The 12,834-nt window shown below is 74.0% G+C and carries 16 protein-coding genes and 1 riboswitch; of the genes, 2 read left to right on the plus strand and 14 right to left on the minus strand.

Features of this window, described 5'->3' with window-relative positions; genetic code table 11:
* Window positions 1-133 precede the first annotated feature (133 nt).
* From NFX44_RS31485 to NFX44_RS31520, 8 genes are all read right to left on the minus strand, one after another.
* Entirely contained in the window at window positions 134-1,018 is an 885-nt protein-coding gene (locus NFX44_RS31485; RefSeq protein WP_262287237.1) for an RNA methyltransferase, read from the minus strand.
* Between the two features lie 32 nt (window positions 1,019-1,050).
* A complete protein-coding gene (rplT, locus tag NFX44_RS31490) occupies window positions 1,051-1,443 on the minus strand; it encodes a 50S ribosomal protein L20 (RefSeq protein ID WP_030335718.1) in 393 nt (130 codons plus the stop codon).
* A 32-nt stretch (window positions 1,444-1,475) separates the two neighbouring features.
* Window positions 1,476-1,670: a 50S ribosomal protein L35 gene (rpmI, locus tag NFX44_RS31495; protein WP_262287238.1), complete on the minus strand. Its 195-nt coding sequence runs from the start codon at window positions 1,668-1,670 to the stop codon at window positions 1,476-1,478.
* Between the two features lie 19 nt (window positions 1,671-1,689).
* The gene (infC, locus tag NFX44_RS31500; RefSeq protein ID WP_262287239.1) at window positions 1,690-2,340 is read right to left on the minus strand and encodes a translation initiation factor IF-3; all 651 of its coding nucleotides are present in this window, start codon (window positions 2,338-2,340) and stop codon (window positions 1,690-1,692) included.
* 317 nt (window positions 2,341-2,657) lie between these two features.
* The gene (locus NFX44_RS31505; protein ID WP_262287240.1) at window positions 2,658-3,131 is read right to left on the minus strand and encodes a PH domain-containing protein; all 474 of its coding nucleotides are present in this window, start codon (window positions 3,129-3,131) and stop codon (window positions 2,658-2,660) included.
* A complete protein-coding gene (locus NFX44_RS31510; protein ID WP_262287241.1) occupies window positions 3,128-4,090 on the minus strand; it encodes a DMT family transporter in 963 nt (320 codons plus the stop codon). The genes NFX44_RS31505 and NFX44_RS31510 overlap by 4 nt, the downstream gene beginning before the upstream one ends.
* Window positions 4,087-4,932, minus strand: a complete 846-nt coding sequence (hisG, locus tag NFX44_RS31515; RefSeq protein WP_262287242.1) for an ATP phosphoribosyltransferase — start codon at window positions 4,930-4,932, stop codon at window positions 4,087-4,089. The genes NFX44_RS31510 and hisG overlap by 4 nt, the downstream gene beginning before the upstream one ends.
* A 44-nt stretch (window positions 4,933-4,976) precedes the next feature.
* Complete coding sequence (locus NFX44_RS31520; RefSeq protein ID WP_315974656.1) at window positions 4,977-5,258, minus strand: phosphoribosyl-ATP diphosphatase; 282 nt, start codon at window positions 5,256-5,258, stop codon at window positions 4,977-4,979.
* Window positions 5,259-5,344: 86 nt separating this feature from the next.
* Here NFX44_RS31520 and NFX44_RS31525 point away from each other — a divergent pair, with 86 nt between their 5' ends.
* Window positions 5,345-5,917 carry a helix-turn-helix domain-containing protein gene (locus NFX44_RS31525; protein WP_262287243.1) on the plus strand — a complete coding sequence of 191 codons (573 nt, stop codon included), beginning with the start codon at window positions 5,345-5,347 and terminating at the stop codon, window positions 5,915-5,917.
* Complete coding sequence (locus NFX44_RS31530; protein ID WP_262287244.1) at window positions 5,914-7,179, plus strand: MFS transporter; 1,266 nt, start codon at window positions 5,914-5,916, stop codon at window positions 7,177-7,179. The genes NFX44_RS31525 and NFX44_RS31530 overlap by 4 nt, the downstream gene beginning before the upstream one ends.
* 139 nt (window positions 7,180-7,318) lie before the next feature.
* On the opposite strand, the gene ribH is transcribed toward NFX44_RS31530, so the two are convergent.
* The 6 genes from ribH to NFX44_RS31560 form a co-directional block, all read right to left on the minus strand.
* Entirely contained in the window at window positions 7,319-7,816 is a 498-nt protein-coding gene (gene ribH / locus NFX44_RS31535; protein WP_262287245.1) for a 6,7-dimethyl-8-ribityllumazine synthase, read from the minus strand.
* 2 nt (window positions 7,817-7,818) lie between these two features.
* On the minus strand, window positions 7,819-9,087 hold the full coding sequence (locus tag NFX44_RS31540) for a bifunctional 3,4-dihydroxy-2-butanone-4-phosphate synthase/GTP cyclohydrolase II (protein ID WP_262287246.1): 1,269 nt from the start codon (window positions 9,085-9,087) through the stop codon (window positions 7,819-7,821).
* Window positions 9,084-9,782: a nicotinamide riboside transporter PnuC gene (gene pnuC / locus NFX44_RS31545; protein ID WP_262287247.1), complete on the minus strand. Its 699-nt coding sequence runs from the start codon at window positions 9,780-9,782 to the stop codon at window positions 9,084-9,086. Before pnuC ends, NFX44_RS31540 begins: the two co-directional genes overlap by 4 nt.
* Window positions 9,779-10,390 (minus strand): riboflavin synthase, encoded by a 612-nt coding sequence (locus NFX44_RS31550; RefSeq protein WP_262287248.1) that lies wholly within the window; start codon window positions 10,388-10,390, stop codon window positions 9,779-9,781. The genes pnuC and NFX44_RS31550 overlap by 4 nt, the downstream gene beginning before the upstream one ends.
* Window position 10,391: 1 nt before the next feature.
* Window positions 10,392-11,453 carry a bifunctional diaminohydroxyphosphoribosylaminopyrimidine deaminase/5-amino-6-(5-phosphoribosylamino)uracil reductase RibD gene (gene ribD / locus NFX44_RS31555; protein WP_262287249.1) on the minus strand — a complete coding sequence of 354 codons (1,062 nt, stop codon included), beginning with the start codon at window positions 11,451-11,453 and terminating at the stop codon, window positions 10,392-10,394.
* A 170-nt stretch (window positions 11,454-11,623) separates the two neighbouring features.
* Window positions 11,624-11,796, minus strand: a riboswitch (FMN riboswitch).
* 81 nt (window positions 11,797-11,877) lie between these two features.
* A complete protein-coding gene (locus NFX44_RS31560) occupies window positions 11,878-12,834 on the minus strand; it encodes a response regulator (RefSeq protein ID WP_262287250.1) in 957 nt (318 codons plus the stop codon).

Consider the following 12,834-nt stretch of genomic DNA (forward strand, 5'->3'; position numbering starts at 1 on the left):
CGGGCGGCTAGGCGAGTCTACGGACGCGCGGCTTCGCCGCAGCCCGCCGGTGGGAGATCGCGCAGGAGGAAGGGTCAGGCCCGCCGCCCGCCGACACCGGCGGGCTGGCTAAACGAACGCCGTGGCGCGTTCATCATCCGGCTGACTCCCCTGCTGTGTGGCCGCGCGGACCCGCGGGTCGGCGCAGAGCTCTCGCTGAAGCGTACAGGCAGACGGCCGCGGCCGCAGCCAGGTTCAGGCTCTCGGCGCGCCCGTGCAGCGGCACCCGGACCCGGGCGTCGGCCGCGGCGGTCAGCTCCTCGGGCAGCCCGTGCGCCTCGGAGCCGAAGAGCCAGGCGGTCGGGGCGGCCAGCCGGCCGGCGTCGGTGAGGTCGTCGAGGTCGCTGTCGCCGTACCCGGTGGTGGCCAGGACGGTGAGCCCGGCGGACCGCAGCGCCGCGACCACGGCGACCGGTTCGGTGTGGCGGACCACGTCAACGTGGAACAGGCTGCCGGCGGAGGCCCGCACGCACTTGCCGTTGTAGGGGTCGACCGCGTCACCGGCGAAGATCACCGCGCCGGCGCCGGCCGCGTCGGCGGTGCGCAGCACGGTGCCCGCGTTGCCGGGGTCACGGATCTCGGCGAGCACCGCGACCAGGCGCGGTCCGCGCGCCAGGGCGTCCTCCAGGGGTACGTCGAGGTGCCGGCAGACCGCGACCAGGCCCTGCGGGGCGACGGTCTCGGCGAGCGCGGCGAGGGCCTCGTCGGTGACCTCGGAGACCGGCACGTCGGCCCGGGCCGCGAGCGCGGCGAGGTCGGCGTGCCGGTCCAGGGCGGCCGGGGTGCCGAACAGCTCGACCACGGTGCCGGCGCGGGTGAGCGCCTCGCGGACGGCCTGCGGCCCCTCGGCCAGGAACCGGCCGGTGGCCTCCCGGTCCCGCCGGCGCTGGAGCCGGCGGGCGGCGACCACCCGCGGGGTACGCGGGGTGAACGGGCCGGGAACAGCGTCGAGGCGCCTCCCGTGCGGTGCTGACGGCATGGGAGACGCCTCGATCTGCTGGTGCGGGTGGATCAGGCGGCCTGGGCCGCGGCGCCACCGGTGCCCTCGGCCGCCACGGCGGCGCGGGCCAGCTCGACGATCGCGGCGAACGCCGCGGCGTCGTTGACAGCCAGGTCGGCCAGGATCTTGCGGTCGACCTCGATGCCGGCCAGACGCAGGCCCTGGATCAGCCGGTTGTAGGTCATGCCGTTGGCCCGGGCGCCAGCGTTGATCCGCTGGATCCAGAGCTGCCGGAAGTCGCCCTTGCGGTCGCGACGGTCCCGGTAGGCGTACTGCATCGAGTGCAGCACCTGCTCCTTGGCCTTGCGGTAGAGCCGGGAGCGCTGACCACGGTAGCCGCTCGCGGTCTCCAGCAGGGTACGACGCTTCTTCTGGGCGTTCACAGCCCGCTTGACGCGTGCCATCTCAACTCCTTCTTCGGTTCAGGTGGCGCGCGTCAGCGGCCGAGCAGCTTCTTGATGCGCTTGACGTCAGCCTTGACCAGCTCGACCGTGCCGGTCAGCCGGCGGGTGTGGGTGGAGGGCTTCTTCTCCAGCTTGTGGCGGAGGCCGGCCTGCTGGGCAACGATCTTGCCCTTGCCGGTCACCTTGACCCGCTTGCCCATACCCGTGTGGCTCTTCATCTTCGGCATGTGGAACGTATCTCCCCTGTTACTGGCCGCTGGTGTCAGCGGTCGTGCCGGCATCGCCGGCTGCTGCGGTCTCGCCGGCCGCCGGGGTCTCGCCACCTGCCGGGGCGGCCGACTCCTCCGCGGCCCGGTCGCGGGGCCCACCGCGGGACGCCGTGGCGGCGACTGCGGAGGCCTTCACGGCCCGGTGCGGAGCGAGAACCATGATCATGTTTCGACCGTCCTGCTTCGGAGCGGCCTCGACGTATCCCAGGTCCGTGATCTCGGACTCGAGCCGACGCAGGAGCCGGTAACCCAGCTCCGGGCGGCTCTGCTCGCGACCGCGGAACATGATCGTCACCTTGACCTTGTCGCCCGCCTTGAGGAACCGCACCACGTGACCCTTCTTGGTCTCGTAGTCGTGCGGGTCGATCTTCGGCCGGAGCTTCATCTCCTTGATGACGGTCTGCTGCTGGTTACGCCGCGCTTCGCGCGCCTTGAGTGCGCTCTCGTACTTGAACTTGCCGAAGTCCATGAGCTTGCACACCGGCGGGCGCGCCATCGGCGCAACCTCGACCAGGTCCAGGTCGACGTCCGCGGCCAGCTGCAGGGCGCGCTCCAGCGGGACGATGCCCACCTGCTCACCCTCAGGGCCGACCAGTCGGACCTCACGTGCCCGGATCTGTTCGTTCACGCGTGGTTCGACGCTGATGGGGCCTCCTCGAGTCGAGTCTTCCGTGGTGCCGACTCCGCGGGCTCCCAGACGGGAGCCGACCCGGAAAGCAGAAGGCCCCGGCGCATGCCAGGGCCCACTCGACCGGTCGGCACGATCACAGGATCGCGCATCCGGAACCGGGACGTGCCCGGAACCGGGAGACCGGGACCCGGCCACCTACGGGGGCGACTCGGGTGGGAGCAGGCGCTCCGCTTCAGGACCGCCCACAGGACGGTCTGGTCGACTCCGCAACACTACACCCTCGGACCAGCCCGCCCCAAACCGGGGCGCGGCGGTCAGTGGGGGGCGGCCGGGTCGCCGACCAGGGCGGCCAGGTGGGCCTGGTGCAGGCGGCGCAGGGCGCGGACCGCCTCGACGGCGCGCTCCTTGTCGGCGGCCTGCAGGGCGACCATCGGCAGCAGGTCGTCGTCGTGCAGCTCCAGGCTGGCCCACGGGGCGCCCCGGTCGAACCGGACCCCGCGGATCACCTCCCAGGGCAGCTCGTACGAGCCGATCACGTTGCGGACCCGGACACCCCGGGCGTCGGCCATCACCCGGGGGCGGGTGAAGAGCAGGAAGCCGAGGGCCCCGAAGACGCCCAGCCCCACCATGGCGAGCTGGTCGCCCCGCTGGAAGCTGCCGTAGCCGTCACCGGTCGCCCCGCTCAGGGAGGTGGCCACCAGGCTGAACACCACCAGCAGCGTGACGGCCGACGCCCAGCAGACCACCCGGACCCGCCGCGGCCGCACGGTCACCACTGAATCGCTCACGAAACCAGTCTGCCATCCGGCTCGGGCTCACGTTCCGCCGCCACACGGAGCGGGCGGCGACGCCGCACCCCGGCCACGACCACCGCCGCGCCGGTGAGCACCGCCCCGGCCAGCACCGGCAGCCGCACCCCGGCGCCGCCGGGCACCGCCACGTCCAGCACCAGGGCGCCGCCGAGCTGGCCGGCCACCAGCGCCAGACCGGTGCGCAGCACCCCGGCGGCCCGGACGCCGACCAGCAGGGCGAGCACGATGCCGACCCCGAACAGGCCGCCGACGTAGAGCCACCACTGGGTGGGCCACGTCGGGCGGGTGGCCAGCGCCCCGGCCAGCGCCGCCACCGCGGCGATCACCGAGGTGCTGACCGCGAAGTTCACCGCCAGCCCGGCGGCCGGACCGACCGCCGCGGCGACCCGACCGTTGAGCGCGGACTGCAGCGCCACCGCCAGGCCGCCGGCCACCGAGAGCAGCACCAGACCGACCGCCAGGTCGCCGACCGGCCGGCCGAGCTGGGCCATGGTCACCGCGGCGATCCCGAGCAGCGCCCCGACGACCCGGGGCAGGGTGAGCGCCAGCCGGCCGGTCGCGGCCAGGCCGACCCGGTCGACGGCCAGCCCGCCGAGGCTGCCCCCGGCCACCTGGGCGATCGTGAAGACCGCCACCCCGAGCGCCGGCACCACGAACGGGCCGATCACCACGATGGCGGCGCCTCCCAGCCCGCCCAGGTAGGCCCACCAGGGCAGGCCGGAATGGCGCAGGCCGGCCAGCCCGGCGCGCATGGACGGGACGGCGACCAGCCCGAGCAGCACGATGAGGCAACCGCCGAGGTTGTTGACCATGGCGCCCACGAGAGGGTCGCCGGCCCGCTCCCCCAGCTCGGCGTTGACCACGCCCTGCGCGGCCGAGGCCACTCCGCCCAGGACGACCACGGCCAGGGCGGCCGGGACCGGCAGCGGCCTCACAGCCGGCAGGCGTGGATGTTGGTGACCAGGATGGCCCGGGCGCCCAGCTCGTAGAGCTCGTCCATGATCCGGTGCACGTCGTCGCGCAGCACCATGGCCTGCACGGCCACCCAGCCCTCCCGGTGCAGCGGGGAGACGGTCGGCGACTCGATGCCCGGGGTCAGCGAGCTGGCCCGGTCCAGCAGACCGGCCGGCACGTCGTAGGCGAGCATCACGTAGCGGCGGGCGACCAGCACACCGTGCAGCCGGCGCAGCAACTGCTCCTGCTGGGCGGAGCCGGCGGCGCCGGCCCGGCGGACCACCACCGCCGAGGACCGCAGCAGCGGGTCGCCGAAGACCACCAGGCCGGCCTGGCGCAGCGTCGCCCCGGTCTCCACCACGTCGGCGACCACGTCGGCCACGCCGAGCCGGATGGCGTTCTCCACCGCGCCGTCCAGCCGGATCACCTCCGCCTTGACGCCCAGCTCGGCCAGGTGCCGCTCGACCAGCCCCGGGTACGCGGTGGCGATCCGGTGCCCGCCGAGCTGCTGGACCGAGTCCACGTCGCCGGGGCGGGCGGCGAACCGGAAGGTGGCCCGGCCGAAGTTGAGGTCGACGACCTCCTCGGCCGGCGCGCCGGAGTCGACCAGCAGGTCCCGGCCGGTGATGCCGACGTCCAGGTCGCCGGAGCCGACGTAGGTGGCGATGTCCTTGGGGCGCAGGTAGAAGAACTCGATGTCGTTGGGCTCGTCCCGGCAGACCAGGTCCTTCGGGTCGGTGCGCTGGCGGTAGCCCGCCTCGCGCAGCATCCCGGCGGCCGACTCGGCCAGGGCGCCCTTGTTGGGTACGGCGACACGCAGCATGGGAGTGCTCCTTCGATCGACGAGATGATCAGCGGGCGGGGCACTCACAGATGTCGGTAGACGTCCTTCAGCTCGAGGCCGGTGGCCAGCATCAGCACCTGGGCCTGGTAGAGCAGCTGGGAGATCTCCTCCGCGGCCCGCTCCGGGCCCTCGTGCTCGGCCGCCATCCACGACTCGGCCGCCTCCTCGACGACCTTCTTGCCGATGAAGTGCACGCCCTTCTCCAGGGCGGCGACCGTGCCCGAGCCCGGGGCGCCGGCGGCGGCCTTGGCCTGCAGCTCGGCGAACAACTCCTCGAACGTCTTCACGGAAGGCGATTCTTCCAGCCGCCCAGGATTACGGGTCCGCCCGGGGTCCGGACCACGAGGAAAGGACTCTTTCGAAAGGGTCGTTTCTAAAGTAGTCTTTCGACATGACCGAGCAGCATCCTCGCGAGATCACGGACGTCGACACGCTCCGCGCCTTCGCTCACCCGCTGCGGCTGCGCATCCTCAACGTCGTCGGCCTGTACGGCCCGTTGACCGCCACCGAGGTGGCCGAGCGGGTCGACGAGAGCCCGGCCAACTGCTCCTGGCACCTGCGCCAGCTCGCCAAGTACGGCTTTGTCGCCGAGGCCGGCGGTGGCACCGGCCGGCAACGCCCCTGGCGGCTGGTCACCGACGGGCACCGGTGGGGCGACGGCGACGAGAGCCCCGAGCTGGCTCGGGCGGGCGACGCGGCCGCCCGGGTGCTGCTCGACCTGGAGTACCGCAAGCTCTGGGACTGGATGGCCGCCCGCCGCCAGGAAACCCCCGAGTGGCGCGACGCGGGCTTCTTCAACCAGTTCATCGGGTGGTACACCGCCGAGGAGCTGGCCGAGCTGCGCGACGAGCTCCGATCGCTGTACGCGCGCCACCTGCACCGGCTCGAGGACCCGGACGCGCGGCCACCCGGCTCACGCCCGGTACGGCTGATGGCCTGGGGCGTGCCGGAGGTGGAGCGGTGAGAGGTCTGCTGCGCCGGCCGGACTTCCGACGCTTCTTCCTGGCCCTGACCGTCAGCATGGTCGCCGAGTCGGTGCTCCTCCTGGCCCTCGCGGTGTGGGTCAAGGAGCTGACCGGCTCGGACGGGCTGGCGGGCGCCACCTTCGTCGCACTGACCGCGCCGATGGTGCTCGCCCCGCTGGTGGGCTGGGTGGTCGACCGGGCGCCCCGCCGGGTGCTGTTCGTGGCGCTCAACGCCGTCACCGCCGTGCTGCTGCTGCCGCTGCTGACGGTCCACGACGCCGGCCGGCTCTGGGTGGTCTATGCGGTCGCCGCCGGCTACGGGCTCTCCTACATCACGATCGGTGCGACGGTCACCGCGCTCGTGCAGGAACTTGTCCCCGTCGGCCTGCTGCCCGACGCCAACGGTGCGACCCAGACCGTCAAGCAGGGGCTGCGGCTGGCCGGTCCGCTGCTCGGCGCCGGCCTCTACGTGCTGCTCGGCGGCCCGGCGCTGGCCGCCGCCTGCGCGCTCGGGTTCCTGGTGGCCGCCGCCGTCGGGCTGGCGGTGCGCCCGGCTCCGGCGCCGAGGACGCCGGGCGTGAACGGGCCCACCGAAACGGCCGCGGTGCGGGCCGCCGGCGGCTGGCGGGCCGAAGTGGTCGCCGGCGTACGGCACCTGGTGCGGGAGCCGGCGCTGCGACGGGCCCTGTTGGCGGTCGTGGTCGCCACCGTCGGGCTCGGCTTCGGCGAGACGCTCTGGTTCGCGTACGTCGACCAGGGGCTCGGGCGGGAACCTGCCTTCCTGGGGGTGCTGGTCTCCCTGCAGGGCATCGGTGGCCTGCTCGGCGGGCTGGGCTCGGCGGCCGTGGTGCGCCGGTTCGGCGAGTTGGGCGGCATGGCGCTCGGCGTCGGCAGCATCGCGGTGGGCTTCCTGGCCCTGGTCTGGCCCCGGCTCGGGTTCGCCGTCGCCGCCGCCGTGCTGATCGGGCTGGGGCTGCCGGTCGCCCTGGTGGGCACCGTGACGCTGCTGCAACGGCACACCCCGCCGGCCCTGCTCGGCCGCGCCTCGGCCGCGCTGGACGCACTCGCCAGCGGGCCCCAGTCGCTGGCCATTGGTCTCGGCGCGCTGCTGGTCGGGCTGGTCGACTACCGACTGCTGTTCGCGGCGGTCGGGGCACTGCTGGTGGCCGCCGGCGGCTACCTGCTCACCGGCCGCCACCTTTCCGCACCGCCCACCGGGGCGCCGATCGAGACAGCTTCCGCTCCCACTGCTCAGGCCTGACGGAATCGGTACGAGCGCGTGGCCGGGCCGGAAGGGGAAATCTGACCGCCGCCTCGCCCGCCGAACCGCGGACCGACGGGTGGCCCGGCGAGCGGGCGACAGCACGAGCACCCGGCCGAAGTGCGGTCCGGGAGGGCGGTCAGGCGAAGCCGACCCGGTGGCCGCTCGCGGCGTCCAGGCCCCGGACGGCCAGCGCGGCGTCCAGCGCCGCCACCGTGGCCGCCCAGCCCTTGTCCTCGGCCGAGCCGGGCAGCCCGGCCCGGTCCCGGGCCTGCTCGATGTTCTCCACGGTGAGCACACCGTGGGCCACCGGCTTGCCCTCGTCCAGCGCCACCCGGGTCAGCCCCTCGGTGACCGACTGGCAGACGTAGTCGAAGTGCGCGGTCGCGCCCCGCACCACCACGCCGAGGGCGACCACCACGTCGAACCGCCGGGCCATCGCCTGGGCCACCACGGGCAGCTCGACCGAGCCGGCCACCCGGGCCACCACGGACCGCGCGCCGCACGCCTCGGCGGCGGCCACCGCCCGGTCGACCATGTGGTCGGTGAGGTCGCCGTGCCAGCGTGCGGCCACGATGCCGACGGTCACCCCGCCGGCGTCCACCACGGTCACGCCCGGTTCGCCGAATCCCGCCATGTCTACGCTCCGATCTCGTCGCCGGCGACCGGGCGGCCCATCGGCGCCTCGGTCACCTCGTCCAGCCCCTCCAGGAGGTGGCCCATCCGGTCCCGCTTGGTCCGCAGGTAACGCACGTTCTCCGGGTTCGACCGCACGGGCAGCCCCTCCCGGCCTGTCACCGTGAGGCCGTAGCCCTCCAGGCCGGCCCGCTTGGCCGGGTTGTTGGTCAGCAGCCGCATGGAGCGGACGCCGAGGTCGTAGAGGATCTGCGCGCCGGTCCCGTAGTCCCGCGCGTCGGCGGGCAGCCCCAGGTCGAGGTTCGCGTCCACCGTGTCCCGGCCCTGGTCCTGGAGCTGGTACGCCTGGAGCTTGTGCAGCAGGCCGATGCCGCGCCCCTCGTGCCCGCGCACGTAGAGCACCACCCCGCGCCCCTCCTGGGCCACCCGGGCCAGCGCGGCCTGCAACTGCGGGCCGCAGTCGCAGCGCAGCGAGCCGAAGACGTCACCGGTGAGGCACTCCGAGTGCACCCGCACCAGCACGTCCCTGCCGTCGCCCAGGTCGCCCATGACGAGCGCCACGTGCTCGGCGGTGTCGTGCTCGGCGCGGTAGCCGAGCGCCTGGAACACTCCGTACGGGGTGGGCATCCGCGCCTCGGCGACCTGCTCGACCTGCTTCTCGGTGCGCCGCCGGTAGGCGATCAGGTCGGCGATGGTGATCAGGGTGAGCCCGTGCTCGGCGCAGAACTTCTCCAGGTCGGGCAGGCGCATCATGGTGCCGTCGTCGTTGACCAGCTCGCAGAGCACCCCGGCGGGGCGCAGTCCGGCCAGCCGGGTCAGGTCCACGGCCGCCTCGGTGTGCCCGGGGCGGCGCAGCACGCCGCCCTGGCGGGCCCGCAGCGGCACCACGTGCCCCGGCCGGGCCAGGTCGGTCGGGCCGGTCGACGCGGCGGCGAGCAGCCGGATGGTGTGCGAGCGGTCGGCCGCGGAGATGCCGGTGCCGACCCCCTCGCGCGCGTCCACGGTCACCGTGTACGCGGTGCCCCGCCGGTCCTGGTTGGTGTGGTGCATGGGCGGCAGGTCCAGCCGGTCGCACTCGCTCTCGGTGAGCGGCACGCAGATGTAGCCGGAGGTGTAGCGGACCATGAACGCGACCAGCTCCGGGGTGGCCAGCTCGGCCGCGAAGATCAGGTCGCCCTCGTTCTCCCGGTCCTCGTCGTCGACCACCACGACGGGCCGGCCGGCGGCGATGTCCGCCACCGCCTGCTCGATGCTGCCGAAGGTGCTGCTCATGCCACGGCCTCCGAGTACGTCGGCGGGATCGGGGTGCGGGCGGGCGGGGTCGCCCGGGAGGTGCGCCACCAGGCGTACAGGCCGGCGAGGCAGAACCCGCCGTAGACCAGGTACATGGCGGCCGAGGGGTAGAAGCCGCCCTGGAGCAGCAGCGGCACGCCGACCGCGTCCACGGCGATCCAGATCAGCCAGAACTCCACCCAGCCGCGGGCCATGCCGTAGGTGGCGAGGAGGCTGCCGACCAGGATCCAGGCGTCCGGCAGCGGCCCCCACGAGCCGAGGGCGGCGAGCACCGGGTAGGCGGCCGCGGTGCCGACCGCCGCGGCGGCGAGCAGGCCGAGCCGCTCCCGCCCGGTGGCCCAGCGCGGGACGACCGCCGGCTGCTCCCCGCCGCCGGAGCGGCGGTTGCGCGACCAGCGCCACCAGCCGTAGACGCTGACCGCGAAGAAGAAGACCTGCCGGCCCGCCTGGCCGTAGAGGTCGTGCGCCTGCGGGGTGGCGAACACCCCGCCCAGGAAGACGGTGAACAGCAGCGCGTTGCCGATCATGCCGACCGGCCAGGCCCAGACCACCCGGCGCAGCCCGAGCAGCGCCGAGGCGAGGCCGAAGACGTTGCCGACGATCTCCCGCACCAGCACCGGCGAGCCGGCCACGTGCACCTGGGCGTCGAGCAGCCAGCCGAGCGGGCCGGTCACCGGGCACCTCCGGCCGCGCGCTCGCCGAGCAGCCGCTCGACGTACTTGGCCAGCACGTCCACCTCGAGGTTGACCGGGTCGCCGACGCCCTTGGCGCCGAGGGTGGTGAGCTTGAGGGTGGTGGGGATCAGCCCGACCGAGAACCAGTCGTCGCCGACCTCCGCGACGGTCAGCGAGATGCCGTCGACGGTGATCGAGCCCTTCTCCACCACGTAGCGGGACAGCCCGGCGGGCAGCCGGAAGCGGACCGTCTCCCACTGGGCGGCCGGCTCCCGGGACAGCAGCTCGCCGACGCCGTCGACGTGCCCCTGCACCAGGTGGCCACCGAGGCGGCTGTTCAGCGCCGCGGCCCGCTCCAGGTTGACCGGGTCGCCGGGGCGCAGCGCGCCGAGCGCGGTGCGGCGCAGCGTCTCGCCCATCACGTCGGCGGTGAAGGTCCCGCCGTCGACGTCGACCACGGTGAGACAGACCCCGTTGACCGCGATGGAGTCACCGTGCCGGGCGTCCGAGGTGACCAGCGGGCCGCGGACCGCGACCAGCGCCGAGTCACCCCCGGTCTCCGTGGTCCGGACGATCTCGCCCAGTTCCTCGACGATGCCGGTGAACATGTCAGGCCTCCCTCTTCCGGGGCAGCGCGGTGATCCGCAGGTCGGGACCGATCTGCGTAACGTCGGTGAGCTCCAGGTCGATGGCGTCGGCGATGGTGGTCACGCCGGCGTCCAGCAGCGCGGTCGGGCCGGCGCCGAGCAGCTTCGGCGCGACGTACCCGACGATCTTGTCGACGAGGCCGGCGGCGAGGAACGCGCCGGCCAGGGTGGGGCCGCCTTCCAGCAGCGCGGCCCGCACGCCGCGGTGGTGCAGCTCCGCGAGCAGCGCCGCGAGGTCGACCCGGCCGTCCGGGCCGGCGCCGACCTCCGCGGCGGTCGCCACCCAGGTGCGGGCGGCGCCGTCGCGGACCCGGGCCTGCGCCGGGGTACGCCCCGAGCTGTCCACCACCACCCGCAGCGGCTGCCGGATGGCCATGGTGCCGTCGCGCAGGTTGCGGGCCGTGAGCCGGGGGTCGTCGGCGAGCACGGTGCCCACCCCGGCGATCACCGCGTCGACGGTGCCGCGCAGGGCGTGCACGTCGATCCGGGCCGCCTCCGAGGTGATCCACATGCTGGTGCCGTCGGCCGCGGCGGAGCGCCCGTCGAGGGTGGCCGCGTACTTCCAGATGAGGTACGGCCAGCCGCGGCGCATCGAGGTGAGCCAGGCGATGTTGCCGGCCTCGGCCTCGTCGGCGCGTACCCCGACCTCGACCTGGACGCCGGCGGCGCGCAGGGTGGCCGCGCCGCCGGAGGCGACCGGGTTGGGGTCCGGGACGGCGACCACCACGCGGGCGACGCCGGCGGCGATGAGCGCGTGGCTGCAGGGGCCGGTGCGGCCGGTGTGGTCGCAGGGTTCCAGGGTGACCACGGCGGTGCCGCCGTCGGCCCGCTTGCCGGCCTGGGCCAGCGCGACGATCTCGGCGTGCGGGCCGCCCGCGTAGGCGTGGAAGCCCTCGCCGACGACCTCGCCGTCGGCGTCCAGCAGGACGCAGCCGACGACGGGGTTGGGGCTGGTGGCGCCGAGCCCGCGGGTGGCCAGCGCGATCGCGCGACGCATCGCCTCGTCCACGGAGACGCTCGCCATCGCCAGCCCTGCCCTCTCGCTCGCCGGTAGCGCGCGGGCGGGTCGGGGACAGAACGGCACGGGTGCCGCGGACACGCGGCGGCGGAGATCCGGGGACGGCAGAGCCGACCCCGGGGAGCCCACGCGGCGGCTGAGGGTACTCAGCGCCCGGTAGGGCTCTCCCCCGTCCCGCGCGCTGTCTCCCATCCGGACTTTCTGGGGGCGGACGAGCCGCACCCCAACCGTCGGCCCCGGATTCTCACCAGGTCCACCGTCCGGCCGAAGCCATCCGGGTCGCGGGCTTACCACGGTCGGACCGTGGATCACCGCCGGTTCGGAATTTCACCGAGCCCCGCCAGCGCGTGGTGGGTACACCGGAAGTCTTACACGGCGGGCGGCGGGTCGCGCCACAGACGCGAGCTACCTCACAACGAAGGACGGATCGTCACGTCACGCCCCGGCGGCGGTCGACCGCGACGTACGAGCCGGGTTGGCTCTTGGCGACCGTCTTCATCTCGGAGGCCACGGCGATCGCCTCCAGGGGATCCGTGAAGCGTTTGCCCGCGTCGGAGAGGGAGACCCCGATCGAGAGGGTCACCAGCGCGGCCCGGCGGATGTTGCCCCGGCGGTCCTTGAGCTCGACGAAGCCGCGCTCCCGGTCGGTCGGGTCGTAGAGCGCGTCGGCGGCCTTCTCGAAGTCGACCACGGCCCGGCTGGTCAGCGGCCGGACCTGGGACGGTGTGCACACGATGACGAAGTCGTCGCCGCCGACGTGGCCGAGGAAGGCCGGCGGCAGGCCGATCGAGACCACCGCCCGGTGCAGGCTGCGGGCCAGGGCCGAGATGAACTCGTCACCGCGGACGAAGCCGTAGCGGTCGTTGACGCTCTTGAAGCGGTCGATGTCGATGTAGCCGACGGCGTAGTCGACGCCGCTGCGCACCCGGTCGCTGATCTCCCGCCGGATCCGGCTGTTGCCGGGCAGCCCGGTCAGCGGGGAGACCTCCCGGAACTCCTTGTTGCGGCGCAGGGTGGAGCTGACCCGGGCGACCAGCTCGGCGGTGTCGAAGGGCTTGACCAGGTAGTCGTCGGCGCCCGCGCTGAGGCCGTTGACCTTGTCGGAGGTCATCCCCTTGGCGGTCAGCATGATCACCGGCAGGGCCGAGGTCATCGGGTCGGCGCGCAGCCGGCGGGTCAGCTCCAGGCCGTCGATCCGCGGCATCATGAGGTCGACCACGGCCAGGTCCGGCCGGTGCCGCTCGATGACCTCCAGGGCCTCCTGGCCGTCGCCGGCGTGCAGCACCTCGAAGCCGTGCAGCCGGAGGTTGAACTCGACGAAGCGGGCGATGTCCTCGTCGTCGTCGACGACCAGGATGACGTCGGGTCGGTCGCCGGCCGGCTCCAT

Origin of the sequence: Micromonospora sp. MA102, assembly GCF_025460765.1 — a bacterium.
Lineage (GTDB): Bacteria > Actinomycetota > Actinomycetes > Mycobacteriales > Micromonosporaceae > Micromonospora > Micromonospora halotolerans.

Coding starts and splice junctions, on each gene's coding strand:
- NFX44_RS31485 (WP_262287237.1), bottom strand. CDS start 1,018: ATGCCGTCAGCACCGCACGGGAGGCGCCTCGACGCTGTTCCCGGCCCG.
- rplT (WP_030335718.1), bottom strand. CDS start 1,443: ATGGCACGCGTCAAGCGGGCTGTGAACGCCCAGAAGAAGCGTCGTACC.
- rpmI (WP_262287238.1), bottom strand. CDS start 1,670: ATGCCGAAGATGAAGAGCCACACGGGTATGGGCAAGCGGGTCAAGGTG.
- hisG (WP_262287242.1), bottom strand. CDS start 4,932: ATGCTGCGTGTCGCCGTACCCAACAAGGGCGCCCTGGCCGAGTCGGCC.
- NFX44_RS31525 (WP_262287243.1), top strand. CDS start 5,345: ATGACCGAGCAGCATCCTCGCGAGATCACGGACGTCGACACGCTCCGC.
- ribH (WP_262287245.1), bottom strand. CDS start 7,816: ATGGCGGGATTCGGCGAACCGGGCGTGACCGTGGTGGACGCCGGCGGG.
- NFX44_RS31540 (WP_262287246.1), bottom strand. CDS start 9,087: ATGAGCAGCACCTTCGGCAGCATCGAGCAGGCGGTGGCGGACATCGCC.
- NFX44_RS31550 (WP_262287248.1), bottom strand. CDS start 10,390: ATGTTCACCGGCATCGTCGAGGAACTGGGCGAGATCGTCCGGACCACG.
- ribD (WP_262287249.1), bottom strand. CDS start 11,453: ATGGCGAGCGTCTCCGTGGACGAGGCGATGCGTCGCGCGATCGCGCTG.
- NFX44_RS31560 (WP_262287250.1), bottom strand. CDS start 12,834: ATGGAGCCGGCCGGCGACCGACCCGACGTCATCCTGGTCGTCGACGAC.